12 protein-coding genes are annotated in these 14,347 nt (G+C 54.9%); 11 read left to right on the top strand and 1 reads right to left on the bottom strand.

What is annotated here, in order from left to right:
• Positions 1–52 precede the first annotated feature (52 nt).
• The 5 genes from DQG23_RS16725 to DQG23_RS16745 all read left to right on the top strand — a co-directional run bounded on the left by DQG23_RS16725 (position 53) and on the right by DQG23_RS16745 (position 6,533).
• The gene (locus tag DQG23_RS16725) at positions 53–1,612 is read left to right on the top strand and encodes an extracellular solute-binding protein (protein WP_113032010.1); all 1,560 of its coding nucleotides are present in this window, start codon (positions 53–55) and stop codon (positions 1,610–1,612) included.
• 98 nt (positions 1,613–1,710) lie between these two features.
• Positions 1,711–2,610 carry an ABC transporter permease gene (locus DQG23_RS16730; RefSeq protein ID WP_113032011.1) on the top strand — a complete coding sequence of 300 codons (900 nt, stop codon included), beginning with the start codon at positions 1,711–1,713 and terminating at the stop codon, positions 2,608–2,610.
• A 13-nt stretch (positions 2,611–2,623) separates the two neighbouring features.
• Positions 2,624–3,493: a carbohydrate ABC transporter permease gene (locus tag DQG23_RS16735; RefSeq protein ID WP_113032012.1), complete on the top strand. Its 870-nt coding sequence runs from the start codon at positions 2,624–2,626 to the stop codon at positions 3,491–3,493.
• Positions 3,494–4,503: 1,010 nt separating this feature from the next.
• The gene (locus DQG23_RS16740; protein ID WP_113032013.1) at positions 4,504–5,559 is read left to right on the top strand and encodes an amidohydrolase family protein; all 1,056 of its coding nucleotides are present in this window, start codon (positions 4,504–4,506) and stop codon (positions 5,557–5,559) included.
• Between the two features lie 200 nt (positions 5,560–5,759).
• Positions 5,760–6,533: a LamG-like jellyroll fold domain-containing protein gene (locus DQG23_RS16745; RefSeq protein WP_113032014.1), complete on the top strand. Its 774-nt coding sequence runs from the start codon at positions 5,760–5,762 to the stop codon at positions 6,531–6,533.
• A 162-nt stretch (positions 6,534–6,695) separates the two neighbouring features.
• On the opposite strand, the gene DQG23_RS16750 is transcribed toward DQG23_RS16745, so the two are convergent.
• On the bottom strand, positions 6,696–7,478 hold the full coding sequence (locus DQG23_RS16750; RefSeq protein WP_158560559.1) for an AraC family transcriptional regulator: 783 nt from the start codon (positions 7,476–7,478) through the stop codon (positions 6,696–6,698).
• Between the two features lie 74 nt (positions 7,479–7,552).
• Here DQG23_RS16750 and DQG23_RS16755 point away from each other — a divergent pair, with 74 nt between their 5' ends.
• From DQG23_RS16755 to DQG23_RS16780, 6 genes are all read left to right on the top strand, one after another.
• Positions 7,553–7,909: a Rieske (2Fe-2S) protein gene (locus DQG23_RS16755; protein WP_113032016.1), complete on the top strand. Its 357-nt coding sequence runs from the start codon at positions 7,553–7,555 to the stop codon at positions 7,907–7,909.
• Between the two features lie 13 nt (positions 7,910–7,922).
• The gene (locus DQG23_RS16760) at positions 7,923–8,990 is read left to right on the top strand and encodes an amidohydrolase family protein (protein WP_113032017.1); all 1,068 of its coding nucleotides are present in this window, start codon (positions 7,923–7,925) and stop codon (positions 8,988–8,990) included.
• A gap of 64 nt (positions 8,991–9,054) precedes the next feature.
• A complete protein-coding gene (locus DQG23_RS16765) occupies positions 9,055–10,779 on the top strand; it encodes a sensor histidine kinase (protein WP_113032018.1) in 1,725 nt (574 codons plus the stop codon).
• A complete protein-coding gene (locus DQG23_RS16770; protein ID WP_113032019.1) occupies positions 10,776–12,371 on the top strand; it encodes a response regulator in 1,596 nt (531 codons plus the stop codon). The genes DQG23_RS16765 and DQG23_RS16770 overlap by 4 nt, the downstream gene beginning before the upstream one ends.
• 116 nt (positions 12,372–12,487) lie before the next feature.
• Positions 12,488–13,435 (top strand): ABC transporter permease, encoded by a 948-nt coding sequence (locus DQG23_RS16775; RefSeq protein ID WP_113032020.1) that lies wholly within the window; start codon positions 12,488–12,490, stop codon positions 13,433–13,435.
• Between the two features lie 18 nt (positions 13,436–13,453).
• Positions 13,454–14,320: a carbohydrate ABC transporter permease gene (locus DQG23_RS16780; RefSeq protein ID WP_113032021.1), complete on the top strand. Its 867-nt coding sequence runs from the start codon at positions 13,454–13,456 to the stop codon at positions 14,318–14,320.
• Positions 14,321–14,347 lie beyond the last annotated feature (27 nt).

Genomic DNA, 14,347 nt, shown 5'->3' on the forward strand with positions numbered 1-14,347 from the left:
GTCAGCATATCGGGGAACGTCTTTCAATCAAGCCAAGCAGGGGGAGATTGCGTTGCCTAATAAAATGAAGACCGTAGGCGTTGCCGTCCTGGCTGCCAGTATGGCGGCAGGCGTATTAAGCGGATGTTCCGCAGAGAAGAAGAACAGTTCCGAAACGAGCCAGCCGAGCGGTTCCGCCCAGCCGGCCAAACCGATCGAAATTACGTGGGGGGTTCACTTTCAGGCGGCGGCTGTCGTTGCCGATACGCAAGTGCAGAAGTGGCTGGAGCAAAAATTCAATGTCAAAATCAAACCGGTCAAGGTGACCGACGCCAGCATCGCATCCGGCGAAATACCGGACCTGTTCATGCTCGGCGATCCCTCTAACGTATCCGCTTACCAGGCTCAAGGGGTGCTCATGAGTATCGACCCGAACATGGTAAAGGAGAAGATGCCGGAATATTATAAGGACGTCGAGCAGGCTAAGGCGTTGTTCCAGACGGTTACGTTCGGCGACAAGCTGTGGGCGGTTCCGATGTTCATCGATTTGAAGCCTTACGATCTCACGATGCTGTGGCGCAAGGATTGGCTCGACAAGGCCGGCATTGCGAAGCTTCCGGAGACGCTCGACGAGTTCGAGAAAGCCGTTTACGCCTTCGCCAAGAACGATCCGGACGGAAACGGCAAAAACGACACGTACGGCTTGACCGGTACGGCGACGTCGACCTGGTCTTCCGGCTTTTATTCGATATTCGGCGCATTCGGCGTCGAGCCCACCATGTGGCAGGAGAAGAACGGACAAATCGTCAACGGGTCCGTCATGCCGGAGGCGAAGGACGCTCTCGCGAAGCTGCGCCAATGGTATTCCGACGGCGTCATCGATCCCGAGTTTATTACCGATACGCAGGATTCGTACCGCAAAAAGCTCTATAACGGCCGGATCGGCGTCATTGAGGAGCAGATCGGCAAAGCCGCGCTTGCCGACGGGGCGACGATCGTCGCCATGAAGGACATCAACCCTAACGCCAAGCTCGAGCTCGGCAAAAATCCGAAAGGCCCCGGCGGCAGCGGGAGCTGGGATTGGGGAATCAAGAGCAATTATGTCGTGTTCGGCAGCAAGGTGAAGGACGACCCCGCGAAGATGAACAAAATTTTCGAAATTTTGCGGGCGGAGAGCAGCGACGAAGAGACGATCAATATGACGAGCATGGGCGTGAAAGGGACGCATTGGGACTTTGCGGTCAGCGGAGCGTCCTCAGGCGCGACCAAGTTTCTGACCGGCTTCGAGAAGCAGGAGCAGCGCGATGCGATCGGCGCACGCTTGTTCTCGATGGGTAATATTACGACGCGCAGCTACCGCGACAAATATTCGAATCCGAAGCTGAACGAAGCCGTTCGCACGTACTCGTCCGCACCGAACTGGACCGATGCGCTGCTGTTCGCGGCGCTGCCGTCGGACGGCAAATATAAGAAGGATTTAACGGCGCTAACGCAAAGGTATTTCGCCCAATTCATCAGCGGGGAAATTCCGCTCAGCGATTTCGATAAATATGTGACGGAATGGAAAGCGAAAGGCGGAGACGAGCTGACTAAAGAAGCGAACGAGATGTATCAGAAGCAGTTTAAAAAATAATCGGCTTGCGAAGCGATTCCACGCTCCCGGGGCAGAGGCGGCCTGCCTCTGCCCGAGAGGGGGCGGATCGAATCCGGCTTGAGGATGTGCGGAGTGGAATGAAGACTATCATGAGGCATCGGGAGCTGTTTGCGCTCTATTTGTTTGCGTTTGCCTTTTTCCTTGTGTTTAAGTACGGCCCGATCTACGGGGTGATGATCGCCTTCAAAGATTTTCGCATTGCCGACGGCATCTGGGGAAGTCCGTGGGTCGGATTGAAGCATTTTGAAACCTTGTTTCAAACAGCCGATTTTTACCGTTTACTGAAAAATACGCTGCTGCTGAACCTGTATTTGCTGCTGTTCGCCTTCCCGGCCCCGATCCTGCTTGCGCTGCTGCTGAACGAGGTCCGGTCCCGCTTTTTTCAGCGCTTTATCCAAACGACGATGTATTTGCCGCATTTTGTCTCGTGGGTCATTATGTCGGGTCTCGTCATCTACTTCCTGTCGCCGACGACGGGCGTCGTGGCCGAAATCGTCGGGTGGTTCGGAGGAAAGCCGGTTTTTTATATGGGGCAGAAGGAGTATTTTCGCTCGATCGTCGTCGGTTCGGCCATTCTGAAGGATATCGGGTGGGGGTCGATCATCTATTTCGCCGCGCTGTCGGGCATTCACCCGGAGCTTCACGAGTCGGCGAAAATCGACGGAGCGAACCGCTGGCAGCGCATCGTTCACATCAATATCCCGTCGATTATGCCGACGGTTGCGATTATGTTCATTCTCAGCCTCGGCGGCTTTTTGAGCGCAAATTTCGAACAGATCATCAACTTGCTCAATCCCGTCACCTACGAAACCGGAGATGTGATCGACACTTACGTGTACCGCGTCGGTCTTCAGCAATTCCAGTACAGCTATACCGCTGCGATCGGCTTGTTCAAATCGCTGGTAGGGCTGCTGCTGATCCTGGGAGCGAACTTTACGGTACGGAGGCTGAGCCGCGGGGAGAGCGGTTTATGGTAGGAGGATTCGCAGCATGAGAACCGGAAATTGGCAGGATAAGCTGACAGTCAGCTTGATTTATATTGTACTGGGCGTACTCGCGATTATTGTCGTCTACCCGTTCATCCACGTATTTTCGGTATCGCTTAGCGGCAGGGGGGAGGCGCTGCGCAACGGTTTCCATTGGATTCCGAGGCAGCCTACCTTCGTTCCTTATCGGGAGCTGCTGACCTATCCGTTTATATGGACGGGGTACGGGAATACGCTGTTTCGCATGGTTGTCGGGACGCTTTTGACGCTGATCGTCACCATATGCGCCGCCTACCCGCTGTCCCGCAGGGAGTTTCCATGGAAGCGGGTGCTCGTGATGCTGCTGCTGTTTACGATGATATTCGACGGAGGGATCGTGCCGAATTATCTCCTCATGAAGGAGCTGCATCTGCTCAATACGCGCTGGGTATACGTGCTGCCGCAGGCGGCTAACGCGTTTCAGGTGCTGGTCATGATCTCGTTCTTCCGTTCGGTGCCGGACGCGCTGATCGAGGCGGCCCGGATCGACGGCGCGCGCGATCTGCGCATCCTCACCCGGATTATACTGCCGCTGTCGATGCCTGTATTGGTAACGATCGGCCTCTGGTCGCTCGTTTATCACATCAACGCCTTTATGGACAACTTGCTTTACGTGACCGATCAAACGAAATTCGTCCTTCAGCAGATCGTCCGCCAAATTCTCATCGAGAATCGGCTCGATCCGTTTACGACGGCCGTGAACGAAGTGCCGCCCGCGCCGGAAAGTTTGAAGATGGCGGCGGTGATCGTTTCCGCGTTTCCGGTGCTGGTGCTGTATCCGTTCCTGCTCCGGTATTTTGAGAAAGGCACGATGATCGGCTCGGTGAAAGGGTAGGCGGGTCCGGTCTGCTGGGCATTGTGATAGTTTCCTATGGCCGAAGAAAGTAGCATTCAAAAATGATGAGGCGAAGCGATTGCCGCCATTACGGCGAAATCGCTTCGTTTTTTTGGTCGATGCACCTTTATGAAAGCAACAACTTTGAATACATATTCGCAAATTTCAATCTGTCGGATAGACTCATAAGCGCACGGTCGACGCATAACGTAAAGATTTCATGCGCGATATCAAGTGTTTGCTTCCATAACTGTGTCTTCAACAAGCCATAGTTCTGAGCTTGATTGGCTGCTAACTGGAAAACCTCCAGTTATTTATGGGGAAAATCGCAATTTCGGAGAAATAACTAGAAAAACTCCAGTTAAAAATCGACGATTGGCCCATTATAAGGGTTTTCTCTTGAACTAACTGGAGGAAATCCAGCTAATTTCTAAAAATAGTCGAAAAGTGCTTAAATAACTGGAGGAAATCCAGTTAGTTCCTAAACATGGTGGAAAGGCGCTTAACTAACTGGACGAAATCCAGTTAGTTTCTAAAAACGGTATAACATTACTTAAATAGTTTTAGAAAAGAGACTATCGATTAAATGCGGACGATTTTTGAAGCCACCCCTCAAAGCCTCTCAGATCGATAAGTATTGTATAGTAAACCCCAAATTCCGAGAAGTAAATCGCTCTAAACAGCTAAATTCGGCGGGTTAAGCGGGGCGTAGAATGTATCCTGAATGATTCGACAGCCTTGAAAGTCCAATTAATTCCTAAAACAGCAGAAAAACGCTCAATAACCGTAGGAATGCAGTTAGCCCCCCAACTTCTCCGTCGTGTTGATCCGTGCGAGACAATCATCCCCTCCTCAGCCGCATACGGTTTCACTCCTCTGTTTGAGCAAGTAACATTCGCATTGAAGAAAACATAGAATCGTACAAAAGAAAGTGGTTTTGTATATCGCCATTTTCCCTTCCGGCGTCTTACACTAAAGATAGTTAAAAAAGCAAGCAGGAGGGGATAAACATGGCAGCACCGATGAAAGTGATCGACTGCGACGTGCATAACATGCTAAGGAGCAGCGCGGATTTGGTTCCCTATTTGAAGGAGCCCTGGAAAAGCATGATCGCCAGCTTCGGCGTGCATATGCCCGGCACGTATTCGTCGCCGATCGGGGTAATGCGCAAGGATGCGGTACCTCCGGGAGGCGGTATCGCCGCATCCGACCCGGACTATCTTGTCGAGCAGCTGGTCAAGCCGTACAACATGGAATACGCCATTCTGACCGGGGGGCTGTATGCGGTCAACGTGCATCCGGATCCCGACTACGCGGCCGCCGTCGCTTCAGCGTACAACGATTATTTGATCGCGGAATGGCTGCCGCGCCACCCGAGCTTCAAGGGGGCGATGATCGTGCCGGTCCAGGACCCGCAGCAAGCGGTTCGCGAAATCGACCGTATCGGACCGCACCCGGATATTGTGGAAATCATGCTGGCCAGCGCCTCGCCGATTCCTTACGGCAACCGCTTCTACCATCCGATCTACGAAGCGGCCGAGCGGCACGGATTGCCCATAGGCATCCATCCGGGGTCGGAAGGGGGCGGTATTTCCGCTCCCCCTACGGCCGCAGGCTATCCGACCAACTACCTGCAGTGGCATACGTCGCTGTCGCAAAATTTTATGGCGCATCTGATCAGCTTGGTCTGCGAGGGCGTCTTCGAGAAATTTCCGCGTCTTCGTTTCGTGCTCGTGGAGGGTGGCGTCGCCTGGCTGCCGCACTTGATGTGGCGCTTGGACAAAAACTACAAAGCGCTGCGCTGGACGGTGCCCTGGCTGAAAAAAATGCCGAGCGAATATATTCGTGAAAATTGCTTCCTTACGACACAGCCGATTGAGGAGCCCGAGGATTTCGAGCAGCTGAAGCAAATATTCGATATGATCGACGCCGAACGCATGCTGCTCTTCTCCAGCGACTACCCGCACTGGGATTTCGACGATCCGACGCATATTTTGCGGCGGCTGCCGGAGGAATCGCGGCGGCGCATTTTTTATCAAAATGCGAAGGAATTGTACAATTTGTAAGGAGCGCTGCTCGAAATGAATGATATAGAATCGTCCAAACGGAAAAAGCGTTGTCGACAGCAACCTATGCGTTGATTGACTAGCCGCTATCCCAATACGCGCTTCTTCCGGCGCGCGTTGCGGCATTGCATGGCGGTGTCGTTATGCCGCATACGGGTACATGGGCAATTGAGCATAATCGAGGTAAAGGAGGGCGAGCCATGCATCCGCATGCCTTGACCATTATCAATCATCCCGCGCTCGTTTCCTTCTGGGATTTCCAGGAGGAGGCGGGAGCGGACCGGGTAGCGAAAGGGCCTCATCCGTACAGGCTGAAGGAAATGGCCGGACGGATCGAGCGTATTCAGGGCGGTCCGTTCGGACCGTATGCGGCCCAGGTGGCCTTCGGCCAATGGTGGAATTTGCCGCGTGCGCAATGTCCGGAGCTCGACTTTCACGGCAGCGAGGCGGAGCTCACGATGATCGTTTGGGTGAAGCGGGAGGGCCGCGAGAATAGCGGCTGCCAGGCGGTTGCGGGCATTTGGAACGAAACGGAAAGCAAACGCCAATACTGCATGTTCCTCGACCTGCGTATTTGGGAAAGCGCGGACCAGGTTTGCGGCCACGTATCCTCCGTCGGGGGGCCGACGCCTGGGTACAAGTACTGCATGACGACGGCGATCGGCTCGACGCCAGTGCCGAAGGAAGAATGGGTCGCGCTCGCCTTCACTTACGACGGCTTGTACGCCAAGGTGTATGTGAACGGCCGGCTGGATAAGAGGGGTTCGTATAACCCGTATCCATACGACGCAGGCTTGTACGACGGTGGCCCGGAAGGAGCCGACTTCACCGTCGCCGCCGTGCACCGGGCAGGGGAAATGGGCAACTTTTACGCCGGGGCGATAGGCGGTTTGGCGGTCTTCCGCGAGGCGCTAAGCGGCGAGGAAATCGCGGCGTTGTCCGCTAGCGGGAGCGTCAACGGCATCGACGGATAAGCATGCGCATATCGCGAAGCAACGCCGGCGTCGTCGACGGGCTGTCATGGGCGCTTCTCCCGGAGCATCGCCACCATCGCCAACCCGGCCATTAAGCTTTCCTCGCGAAGCACAGCCGCGTCCGTCGCCGAGCCGTCAAGGACGCTCCTCGTGCGCTCGCCGTCAACGTATAATCATGCCCTTCTCGCGGAGCATCGTCGACGGCGGGTAGCCCATCAGCTTTTTGAATATGCGGTTGAAGTACGCCTGGTCGCTGTACCCGAGATAGTCCGACGCTTCGCCGATCGTCATCCGCGTCGTGAGGATCAACTCGCGGGCGGTCTGCACCCGCAGATGATGCATATAAGAGATCGGGGTCAGGCCGGTCACTTCTTTATAGGTTTGGGTAATGTAGTTGGGCGACCGGTCGAGCTTGTCGGCCAACTCGTCCAAACGAACCGGTTCGCGGTAATGGTCGATGATATATTCCTGAACTTCTTTGACAAGCCGCAGCTTGGCGGAGGAGAAACGCTCCATTTCGCTCTCCCGTGCCATGTGGCCGAACAGCTCGATGACGATGCCTTGGCAGATCGTCTGAAAATGCGGCATATGGCCGAACCAATGCTGCGACAGGATGGCGAACCGCTGCCGCAAATAATCGAGGCTGCGCGTCCTCACCTTGTGCAGAACATTGGGATCGGGGAGCGGAAACTGCTCCGGCCGGTCGATACGGAAATGCGCGGAATATTTCTGGTGCGGGCCGTGCGGGTCATTGACGCCGGAACGCAGCATGCCGTACGGGATGAAGAGCATGTCGCCCTTTTCCAGCGGCACCGCGTCGCCGTTCAGGTAATAAGTCAATTTGCCGCGTATGACCAGAAGCAAAATATCGGTTTCGGTAGGCGCTTCATTTTTGTGCCAGTTCGGGTGCATGTCGTCGAATACGACCGAATGCAGATTCAGCATGATGCGCAGCTCCATTTACATTTTTGGTTAGTATTATACATGATTATAACATGAAGGAGCGGGAGGGATGTACGGTGGCGCTGTATCCGGTTGCGGCCGTTGAGGAATTGCCGGCGGGATCGTCCAAAGTGTTCGAAGTGCAAGGACGTTCGATCGGCGTATATAACGTCAAGGGCGAGTATTACGCCGTTCATAATTATTGTCCTCATCAGGGGGCGGAGCTTTGCAAAGGTCCGGTTTGCGGGACGACGCTGGAATCCCGGGTGTATGAATTCAATTACGGGCGCGATCAGGAAATTTTGCGGTGTCCGTGGCACGGCTGGGAATTCGATCTGAAGACGGGCAAGTCGCTGTTCAGCGAACGCGTGCGGGTGCGCAAATATTCGGTGTTGGTTGTCGATAATCAAGTCTGCATCGAGCTGGGATCATGAGGAGGGCGACAAGATGACGGATACAAAAGAAGAAGCTTTACGGGTGATCGATTGCGACGTGCACAATCAATTCCACAGCGGCGACGATCTGTTCCCTTATTTGGATCAGACCTGGAAGAGCCAAGCGGCGCTGCGCGGAGGCGGTTTGCCGTATATTACTCCGATCGGCAACAAACGCAAGGATGCGAATCCGCCGAGCGGCCTGCCTGTCGGCTCGGATCCGGATTACATGCTTAAGCACCTGGTCGAGCCTTACGGCATGGACTACGCCCTGCTGTGCTCCGACTCGATTATCGGCGTATCGGCCTTCGCCGATGCGGATTATGCGGCGGCGGTTTGCCGGGCGTACAACGACTACCTGATTGCGGAATGGCTGCCCAAAAGCCCGAAATTCAAAGGCTTTATGTGCATCGCCACGCAGGATCCGCAGCAAGCCGTACGGGAGATCGACCGGATCGGTCCGCATCCCGACATCGTCGGCGTCTCCGTTATCGGCGGCTCCAGGGCGCCTTACGGCCAGCGCATGTTTCATCCGATCTACGAGGCGTGCGAGCGGCATGGACTGCCTCTGGTCATTCACCCCGGCGCGGAAGGCTCGGGCATTTTCAATCCGCCGACCGCAGTAGGCTATGTCTCCAATTATTTGGAATGGCATACGTGCCTCCCGCAAACGTATATGGCGCATTTAGTCAGCCTCGTGTGCGAAGGGGTATTCGAGAAATATCCCGGGTTCAAGGTCGTGCTTAGCGAAGGCGGCGTCGGCTGGCTTCCACCGCTTCTGTGGCGGCTGGACAAAAATTTCAAGGCGCTGCGCATGTCCGTCCCGTGGCTGAAGCGGCTGCCGAGCGAATACGTGCGGGATCATATTTATTTGACGACGCAGCCGATCGAGGAGCCGGACGATCCGAAGCATTTGATGTCGATATTCGAGATGTTCGACGCCGAAAATATGCTGCTGTTTTCCAGCGATTATCCGCATTGGGACTTTGACGATCCGTTCAAAATATTGACGCGTCTGCCGATTGATAAAAAACGTAAAATTTTCAGCGAAAACGCAAGAAAATTGTTCAAGCTTCCGTAACCCGGAAGCTTGTCTGCGTTCCGCGAATACTATAGGCAAGAATTCTTATTGGCAAGGAGGTTTTATGAAAAATACGCTGCGCCGGCACTCCATTCAGTTCAAGCTTACGTTGACCTTTCTGTTTATTTTGCTTCCGCTCGTCGGAGTGAGCCTCTTCTCGAATTATTATTCGCAGCGCATGGTGTACGATCAGACGACCGAGAGGACGCGGGGGGCGCTGCTGACGACGCTCGAGTACGTCGATCAGCTGACCAAAAACATGGATCAGCAAACGCTGCTGATCGGCTCCAATCCGGCGTTGGTCGACGTTTGGCGGAACATTCGGGATCCGCTCAGCCGCGATCTTCTGTTCGATATTTATACCGTCCAGCGGCAACTGTCGGCGCTGACCAATGTGAACGGGGCGGTTAAAGAAGCGTTCATTGTGCATGGGGCGAGCGGCAACGGCGTTTCGACGCTAAGCGGCGGCATCAAATGGCCGAACGTGCAGGAGGAGTCGTGGTTCCGTCAAACGATCGACGCGGGAGGCGGACTCGTCGTGTACGTGCCGACGCCCGCGAACGAAGGCGACTCGCAATATTTGAACGAAAACGATATTTATTATGCCCGGCTGCTTGACGTCTTCGGCAACAATGACGAACCGAATGCAATGATCCTTGTGGTGGATAAGTCGTCGCTCCGCAAAATCGTGCAGCATCTGCAGACGTCGCCCAATACCGACATTTCCCTTTACTATAACGGCGACTTCGTCCTGAAGAGCAATCCGGATTTCGAGCGGAGCGACGAGATGATTTCGATCAAGGCGGAGAGCGGCTCCTGGTCGATCGCCATGGAGCAGCCGAAGGCGGAGCTGTTCCATCAGCCGCGCAAGCTGCAGAAGCTGACCTCTTGGATCATCGCCGTCAGCGCGCTGCTCGCCGTCTGGATCGCTTCGCTCGTCTACGTCAGCATCGCCCGGCCGCTGCACCAAATGCTGCGTGCGATCAACCAGTTCAGCGGAGGCAATCTGAACGCGCAGATCGGCCATCGCCGCAAGGACGAATTCGGCTACCTGATGAATGCGTTCAACCGGATGGCGGATGCGCAGCGCAAGCTGATCGAGGACGACTACGAAAAGGAGCTGCGGCTGGCGCGCTCGGAATTCAGCCTGCTGCAGTCGCAGATCAACCCGCATTTTCTGTACAACACGCTCGATTCGATCTATTCGGTGGCGACCAAAAACCGGATCGGCGAAATCAGCGAGATGGTGATCAACCTGGCGCAGTTTTTTCGGGTCAGCTTGGGCAAGGGGCGCGAGTCGTTCACCCTCGAGGAGACGGTGCAGCATCTGATGTACTACATTCGGGTGCAGCAGATCCGCACGGATCATTTTGCGGTAGATATCGAGCTGGAGGAGGATACGAAGCAAATTCCATTGCTGAAGCTTATCTTACAACCCATCGTCGAGAATGCGATCGTACACGGGCTCGGCAAAAGCCTTTATGGCGGCGACTTAAGCATCCGCTCTTGGCTCGAAGCCGGCAGGCTGCATCTCGAGGTCGAGGATACGGGGATCGGAATGGAGGAGTCCGTTCTGGGAGAGCTCCGGGAGGAATTGGAAGGCATTACGAGCAAGTCGTATCGCATCTCCCAGGAGAAGCCGTTCAGCCGATTTTTCGGTTTAAAAAATGTAAAAGCGCGTATCAAGCTATATTACGGAGACGAAGCGGATCTGCGGGTGGACAGCAGCTATGGGGAGGGCACCCGGGTAACGATGATTTTGCCGCTGCGAAAGGAAGGGAAAGCATGAAGCTGCTTATTGTGGAGGACGAGCATCATGTACGGGAACGGTTAGCCGAAGGGATCGAATGGAATGCCGCGCAGATCGAGCTTGTAGATGCCGTGGCCAGCGGCAGGGAGGCGGTGACCATCCTGCAAAAGGAGCATGTGGATATCATCGTCACCGACATCCAGATGCCGGACATGAACGGGCTGGAGCTGGCCGGAAAAGTGAAGGAGGAGTTTCCCAGAATCAAGGTGATCGTGCTGACGGGGTACGACGACTTCGAATACGCGCGGGAAAGCATCGAGTGCGGCGTGTTTAATTATTTGGTGAAACCGGTTGCGAACGAACGGCTGCTTGAGGTTGTCATGGAGGCGAAGACGCTTCGCGAGCAAGAGCTGAGCGAGAAGCACAATCTGGCGCTGCTGGAGCAAAGGTGGAAGGAGCATCTTCCGCATTTGCAGGTCTCTTTCTATAAAAATTGGCTGGCCGGCCGTTATTCGCTGTGGGATATCGAAAAGCGCAGCCGCGACCTTCAGCTGTCATTGGAAGGAAAGCAGGCGTGGCCGATCGTTATCGATATGGACCCGATTCCCGAGGGGAACGACCGCTTCCTCGCGAACGACCGGCCGCTCGTCCAGTTTTCGCTGTACACCCTCGCCCGCGACGTATTCGCCGATATGGACTGCGTTACGCTGCAGGATGACGACGGAATGACGACGGCTATTTTTAGCGCGCCGCAGGATGAAGGGGAGGAGTGGCAGCTGCGGGTCAAACAGCAGGTCAATGTGCTGCTTGAAACGGTCAAGGATTGCTTGAAGCTGACCGCGAGCGCGGGCATCGGCCACCCGGCGGCGGACAAGCAGCTGGTGCCTTGGGCTTACAAGCAAAGCCGGATGGCGCTGCAGGAACGCATCATTCTCGGCAACGGGATGACGATTCATTTTCGCGACGATGTGCTAGTGCAGGATTCCTGGACGGCGATGAGCGACCTCGAGAAGGAGTTGGAGATGGCCATTGAGACGGGTAACGGTCCGGGCATGAGGGAGCTGAGCGGACGGATCATGGAAATCGGGTTCGGCGCCGGCGTTCCGGTTACGGAAGCGAAAGAGGTGCTGCTGCGGATCATGTGCCTGCTGGCGCGTATCGTTCACTCGCACGGCTGGACGCTGCGGGAAACGCTCGGCGAAGATTACGAGGATTTCGAACGGTATAACGAGCTGCTTACCCGCGAGCAAATATGCGAGTGGCTACAGCGCATGACCGGCCGGATCAGCGGAGCGATCGCCCGGCGCCGGCAGTCCGGCACGCAAATAACCGTGAACGAAATGATGCGTTTCATTCAGGAACGGCTGCACGAGGAGGAGCTGAGCTTGTATCTTGTCGCCGAGAAGCTGTACGTCAATTATTCGTATTTGAGCCGTATTTTCAAAAAATTGACGGGCCAGTCGTTCTCCGACTACGTGCTTCGCTTGCGCATGGAGAGGGCGAAGGAGCTGCTTGCCAAAGGGGACAAGGTTTACGATGCGGCGAGCCAGGTCGGCTACCGGCACGTCAATTATTTTTCCAAGGCGTTCTCCAAATACTACGGCGTCAAGCCGAGCGACATGTTCAAATAAACGCCGGCAAAAAGTAAAAATAGTTGCGTTGAAAGTCAAACAACCGGGATACGAAAGCGATGCGGGACGCTTTATAGTAGGAGCTACAGGAAGTCTCACATCGAAAGGAGAGCGGCATGAGAACGACGACTGCCCGGACGAATCCCCGGAGCCGAGCGGCCGGCAAGCGCAAATGGCCCTTGCTGGCATACTGGGATTTATATTTGATGGCGCTGCCGGCGCTGCTGTTTTTGCTTATTTTCAAATATGTGCCGATGTACGGCGTGATCATTGCGTTCAAGGATTACAACCTCATTCAAGGGGTCATGAACAGCCCTTGGGTCGGGCTTCAGCATTTTCGCGAGCTGTTCATGTTCGACGAATTTCCGCAGGTGGTGCGGAACACGCTGATCATCAGCATGATCAAGCTAATTTTCGGCTTCCCTGCACCGATCGTGCTGGCTTTGCTGCTGAACGAGCTGATCCTGCCGCGGTTCAAGCGAATCGTGCAAACGGTTACGTATGTGCCGCATTTTATTTCGTGGGTCGTCGTCGGGGGAATCGTCATCGATCTGCTGTCCCCGAACACGGGCATCGTGAATAAAGTCATTCAAGCATTGGGCTTCCAGCCGGTTTTCTTCATGTCGGACGAAAGGTGGTTCCGCTGGATTCTCGTTTTCTCGGACATTTGGAAGGAAGCGGGCTGGGGCGCGATCGTGTATCTGGCTGCCTTGCTCGGCATAAACGATGAGCTGTTTCAGGCGGCTACAGTGGACGGAGCCGGGAGATTGCGCCAAATCTGGCATGTTTCGCTGCCGGGCATCCGTTCCACGATCGTCATTTTGCTGCTGCTTCGGATCGGACACGTATTTGACGCCGGCTTCGAGCAGGTGCTCGTCATGTACAATCCGACCGTGTACCAGGTGGCGGACATTATCGATACGTACGTCTTCCGTGTCGGGCTCGGCCAAATGCAATTCGGACTGACGACTGCGGCCGGCTTGTTCAAATCGGCGATCGGCTGCGTGCTGCTGGTAGCGGCCAACTGGCTCGCCCGCAAAATGGGCGAAGACGGCATATTTTAGCGAGAGGCGGGGATACGATTGATTCGCACAAGAGGAGAGAGGCTGTTCCAGTACGTCAACGTATTGCTTCTTGCGCTGCTGTCGCTGTCGATGGTTTTGCCGTTCATCCATATCGCGGCGAAATCGTTCAGCAGCGAGGGTTTCGTCCTGGCTAAGGAAATCGTACTGTGGCCGAAGGGATTCAATATTTTATCGTACCGGTATGTGCTCGAAAACAAGCAGTTTTATTATTCGTTCACCAATTCGATTTTCCTTGCGGTTGCAGGGACGGCAATCAGTATGGCGCTGACGGTATTAGCCGCTTACCCGTTGTCTCGGAAAAACTTGCCTTATTCCAGGCTGCTGATGCTGTCTTTCGTCATTACGATGTTTTTCAGCGGCGGCTTGATTCCGACTTACCTCATCGTCAAGGAAACGGGGCTTCTCAATTCACTGTGGTCGCTTATTTTGCCGGTCGCCCTGTCGCCGTTCAACCTGATTTTGATCCGCAACTTTTTCAGCTCGGTGCCGGATGCACTGGAGGAATCGGCGCGTATTGACGGCGCGACAAATTGGCGGATTTTGCGCTCGGTGTATTTGCCTTTATCGGTACCGGCGCTTGCCACCGTATCGATGTTTTACGCGGTCGGCTATTGGAACAGCTTCTTCCAGGCGATGATGTACATTACGGAACGCCGCTGGATGCCGCTGCAGATGTTCCTGCTGCAATTGGTGACCGACGAGAAAACGGCCGATATGGTGCTCAGCGACGTGTTCCGCGAAGTGACGCCGGAGACGATCCGAGCCGCTGCGATTTTATGCGCGGTCGTGCCGATCCTGTGCGTGTATCCGTTTATTCAGAAGTACTTCGTAAGAGGGGTTATGCTGGGAGCGGTGAAAGGCTGATCGCGGCCGCCATCGTATCCTTCATAA

It is taken from the genome of Paenibacillus contaminans, from assembly GCF_003285015.1.
GTDB classification, from domain to species: domain Bacteria; phylum Bacillota; class Bacilli; order Paenibacillales; family NBRC-103111; genus Paenibacillus_V; species Paenibacillus_V contaminans.

What these genes read in the sequence shown, in the direction of transcription:
- DQG23_RS16740 (WP_113032013.1), top strand. Translation starts at nt 4,504, where the DNA reads ATGGCAGCACCGATGAAAGTGATCGACTGCGACGTGCATAACATGCTA.
- DQG23_RS16750 (WP_158560559.1), bottom strand. Translation starts at nt 7,478, where the DNA reads ATGCTGAATCTGCATTCGGTCGTATTCGACGACATGCACCCGAACTGG.
- DQG23_RS16760 (WP_113032017.1), top strand. Translation starts at nt 7,923, where the DNA reads ATGACGGATACAAAAGAAGAAGCTTTACGGGTGATCGATTGCGACGTG.
- DQG23_RS16730 (WP_113032011.1), top strand. Translation starts at nt 1,711, where the DNA reads ATGAAGACTATCATGAGGCATCGGGAGCTGTTTGCGCTCTATTTGTTT.
- DQG23_RS16745 (WP_113032014.1), top strand. Translation starts at nt 5,760, where the DNA reads ATGCATCCGCATGCCTTGACCATTATCAATCATCCCGCGCTCGTTTCC.
- DQG23_RS16770 (WP_113032019.1), top strand. Translation starts at nt 10,776, where the DNA reads ATGAAGCTGCTTATTGTGGAGGACGAGCATCATGTACGGGAACGGTTA.
- DQG23_RS16775 (WP_113032020.1), top strand. Translation starts at nt 12,488, where the DNA reads ATGAGAACGACGACTGCCCGGACGAATCCCCGGAGCCGAGCGGCCGGC.
- DQG23_RS16765 (WP_113032018.1), top strand. Translation starts at nt 9,055, where the DNA reads ATGAAAAATACGCTGCGCCGGCACTCCATTCAGTTCAAGCTTACGTTG.
- DQG23_RS16735 (WP_113032012.1), top strand. Translation starts at nt 2,624, where the DNA reads ATGAGAACCGGAAATTGGCAGGATAAGCTGACAGTCAGCTTGATTTAT.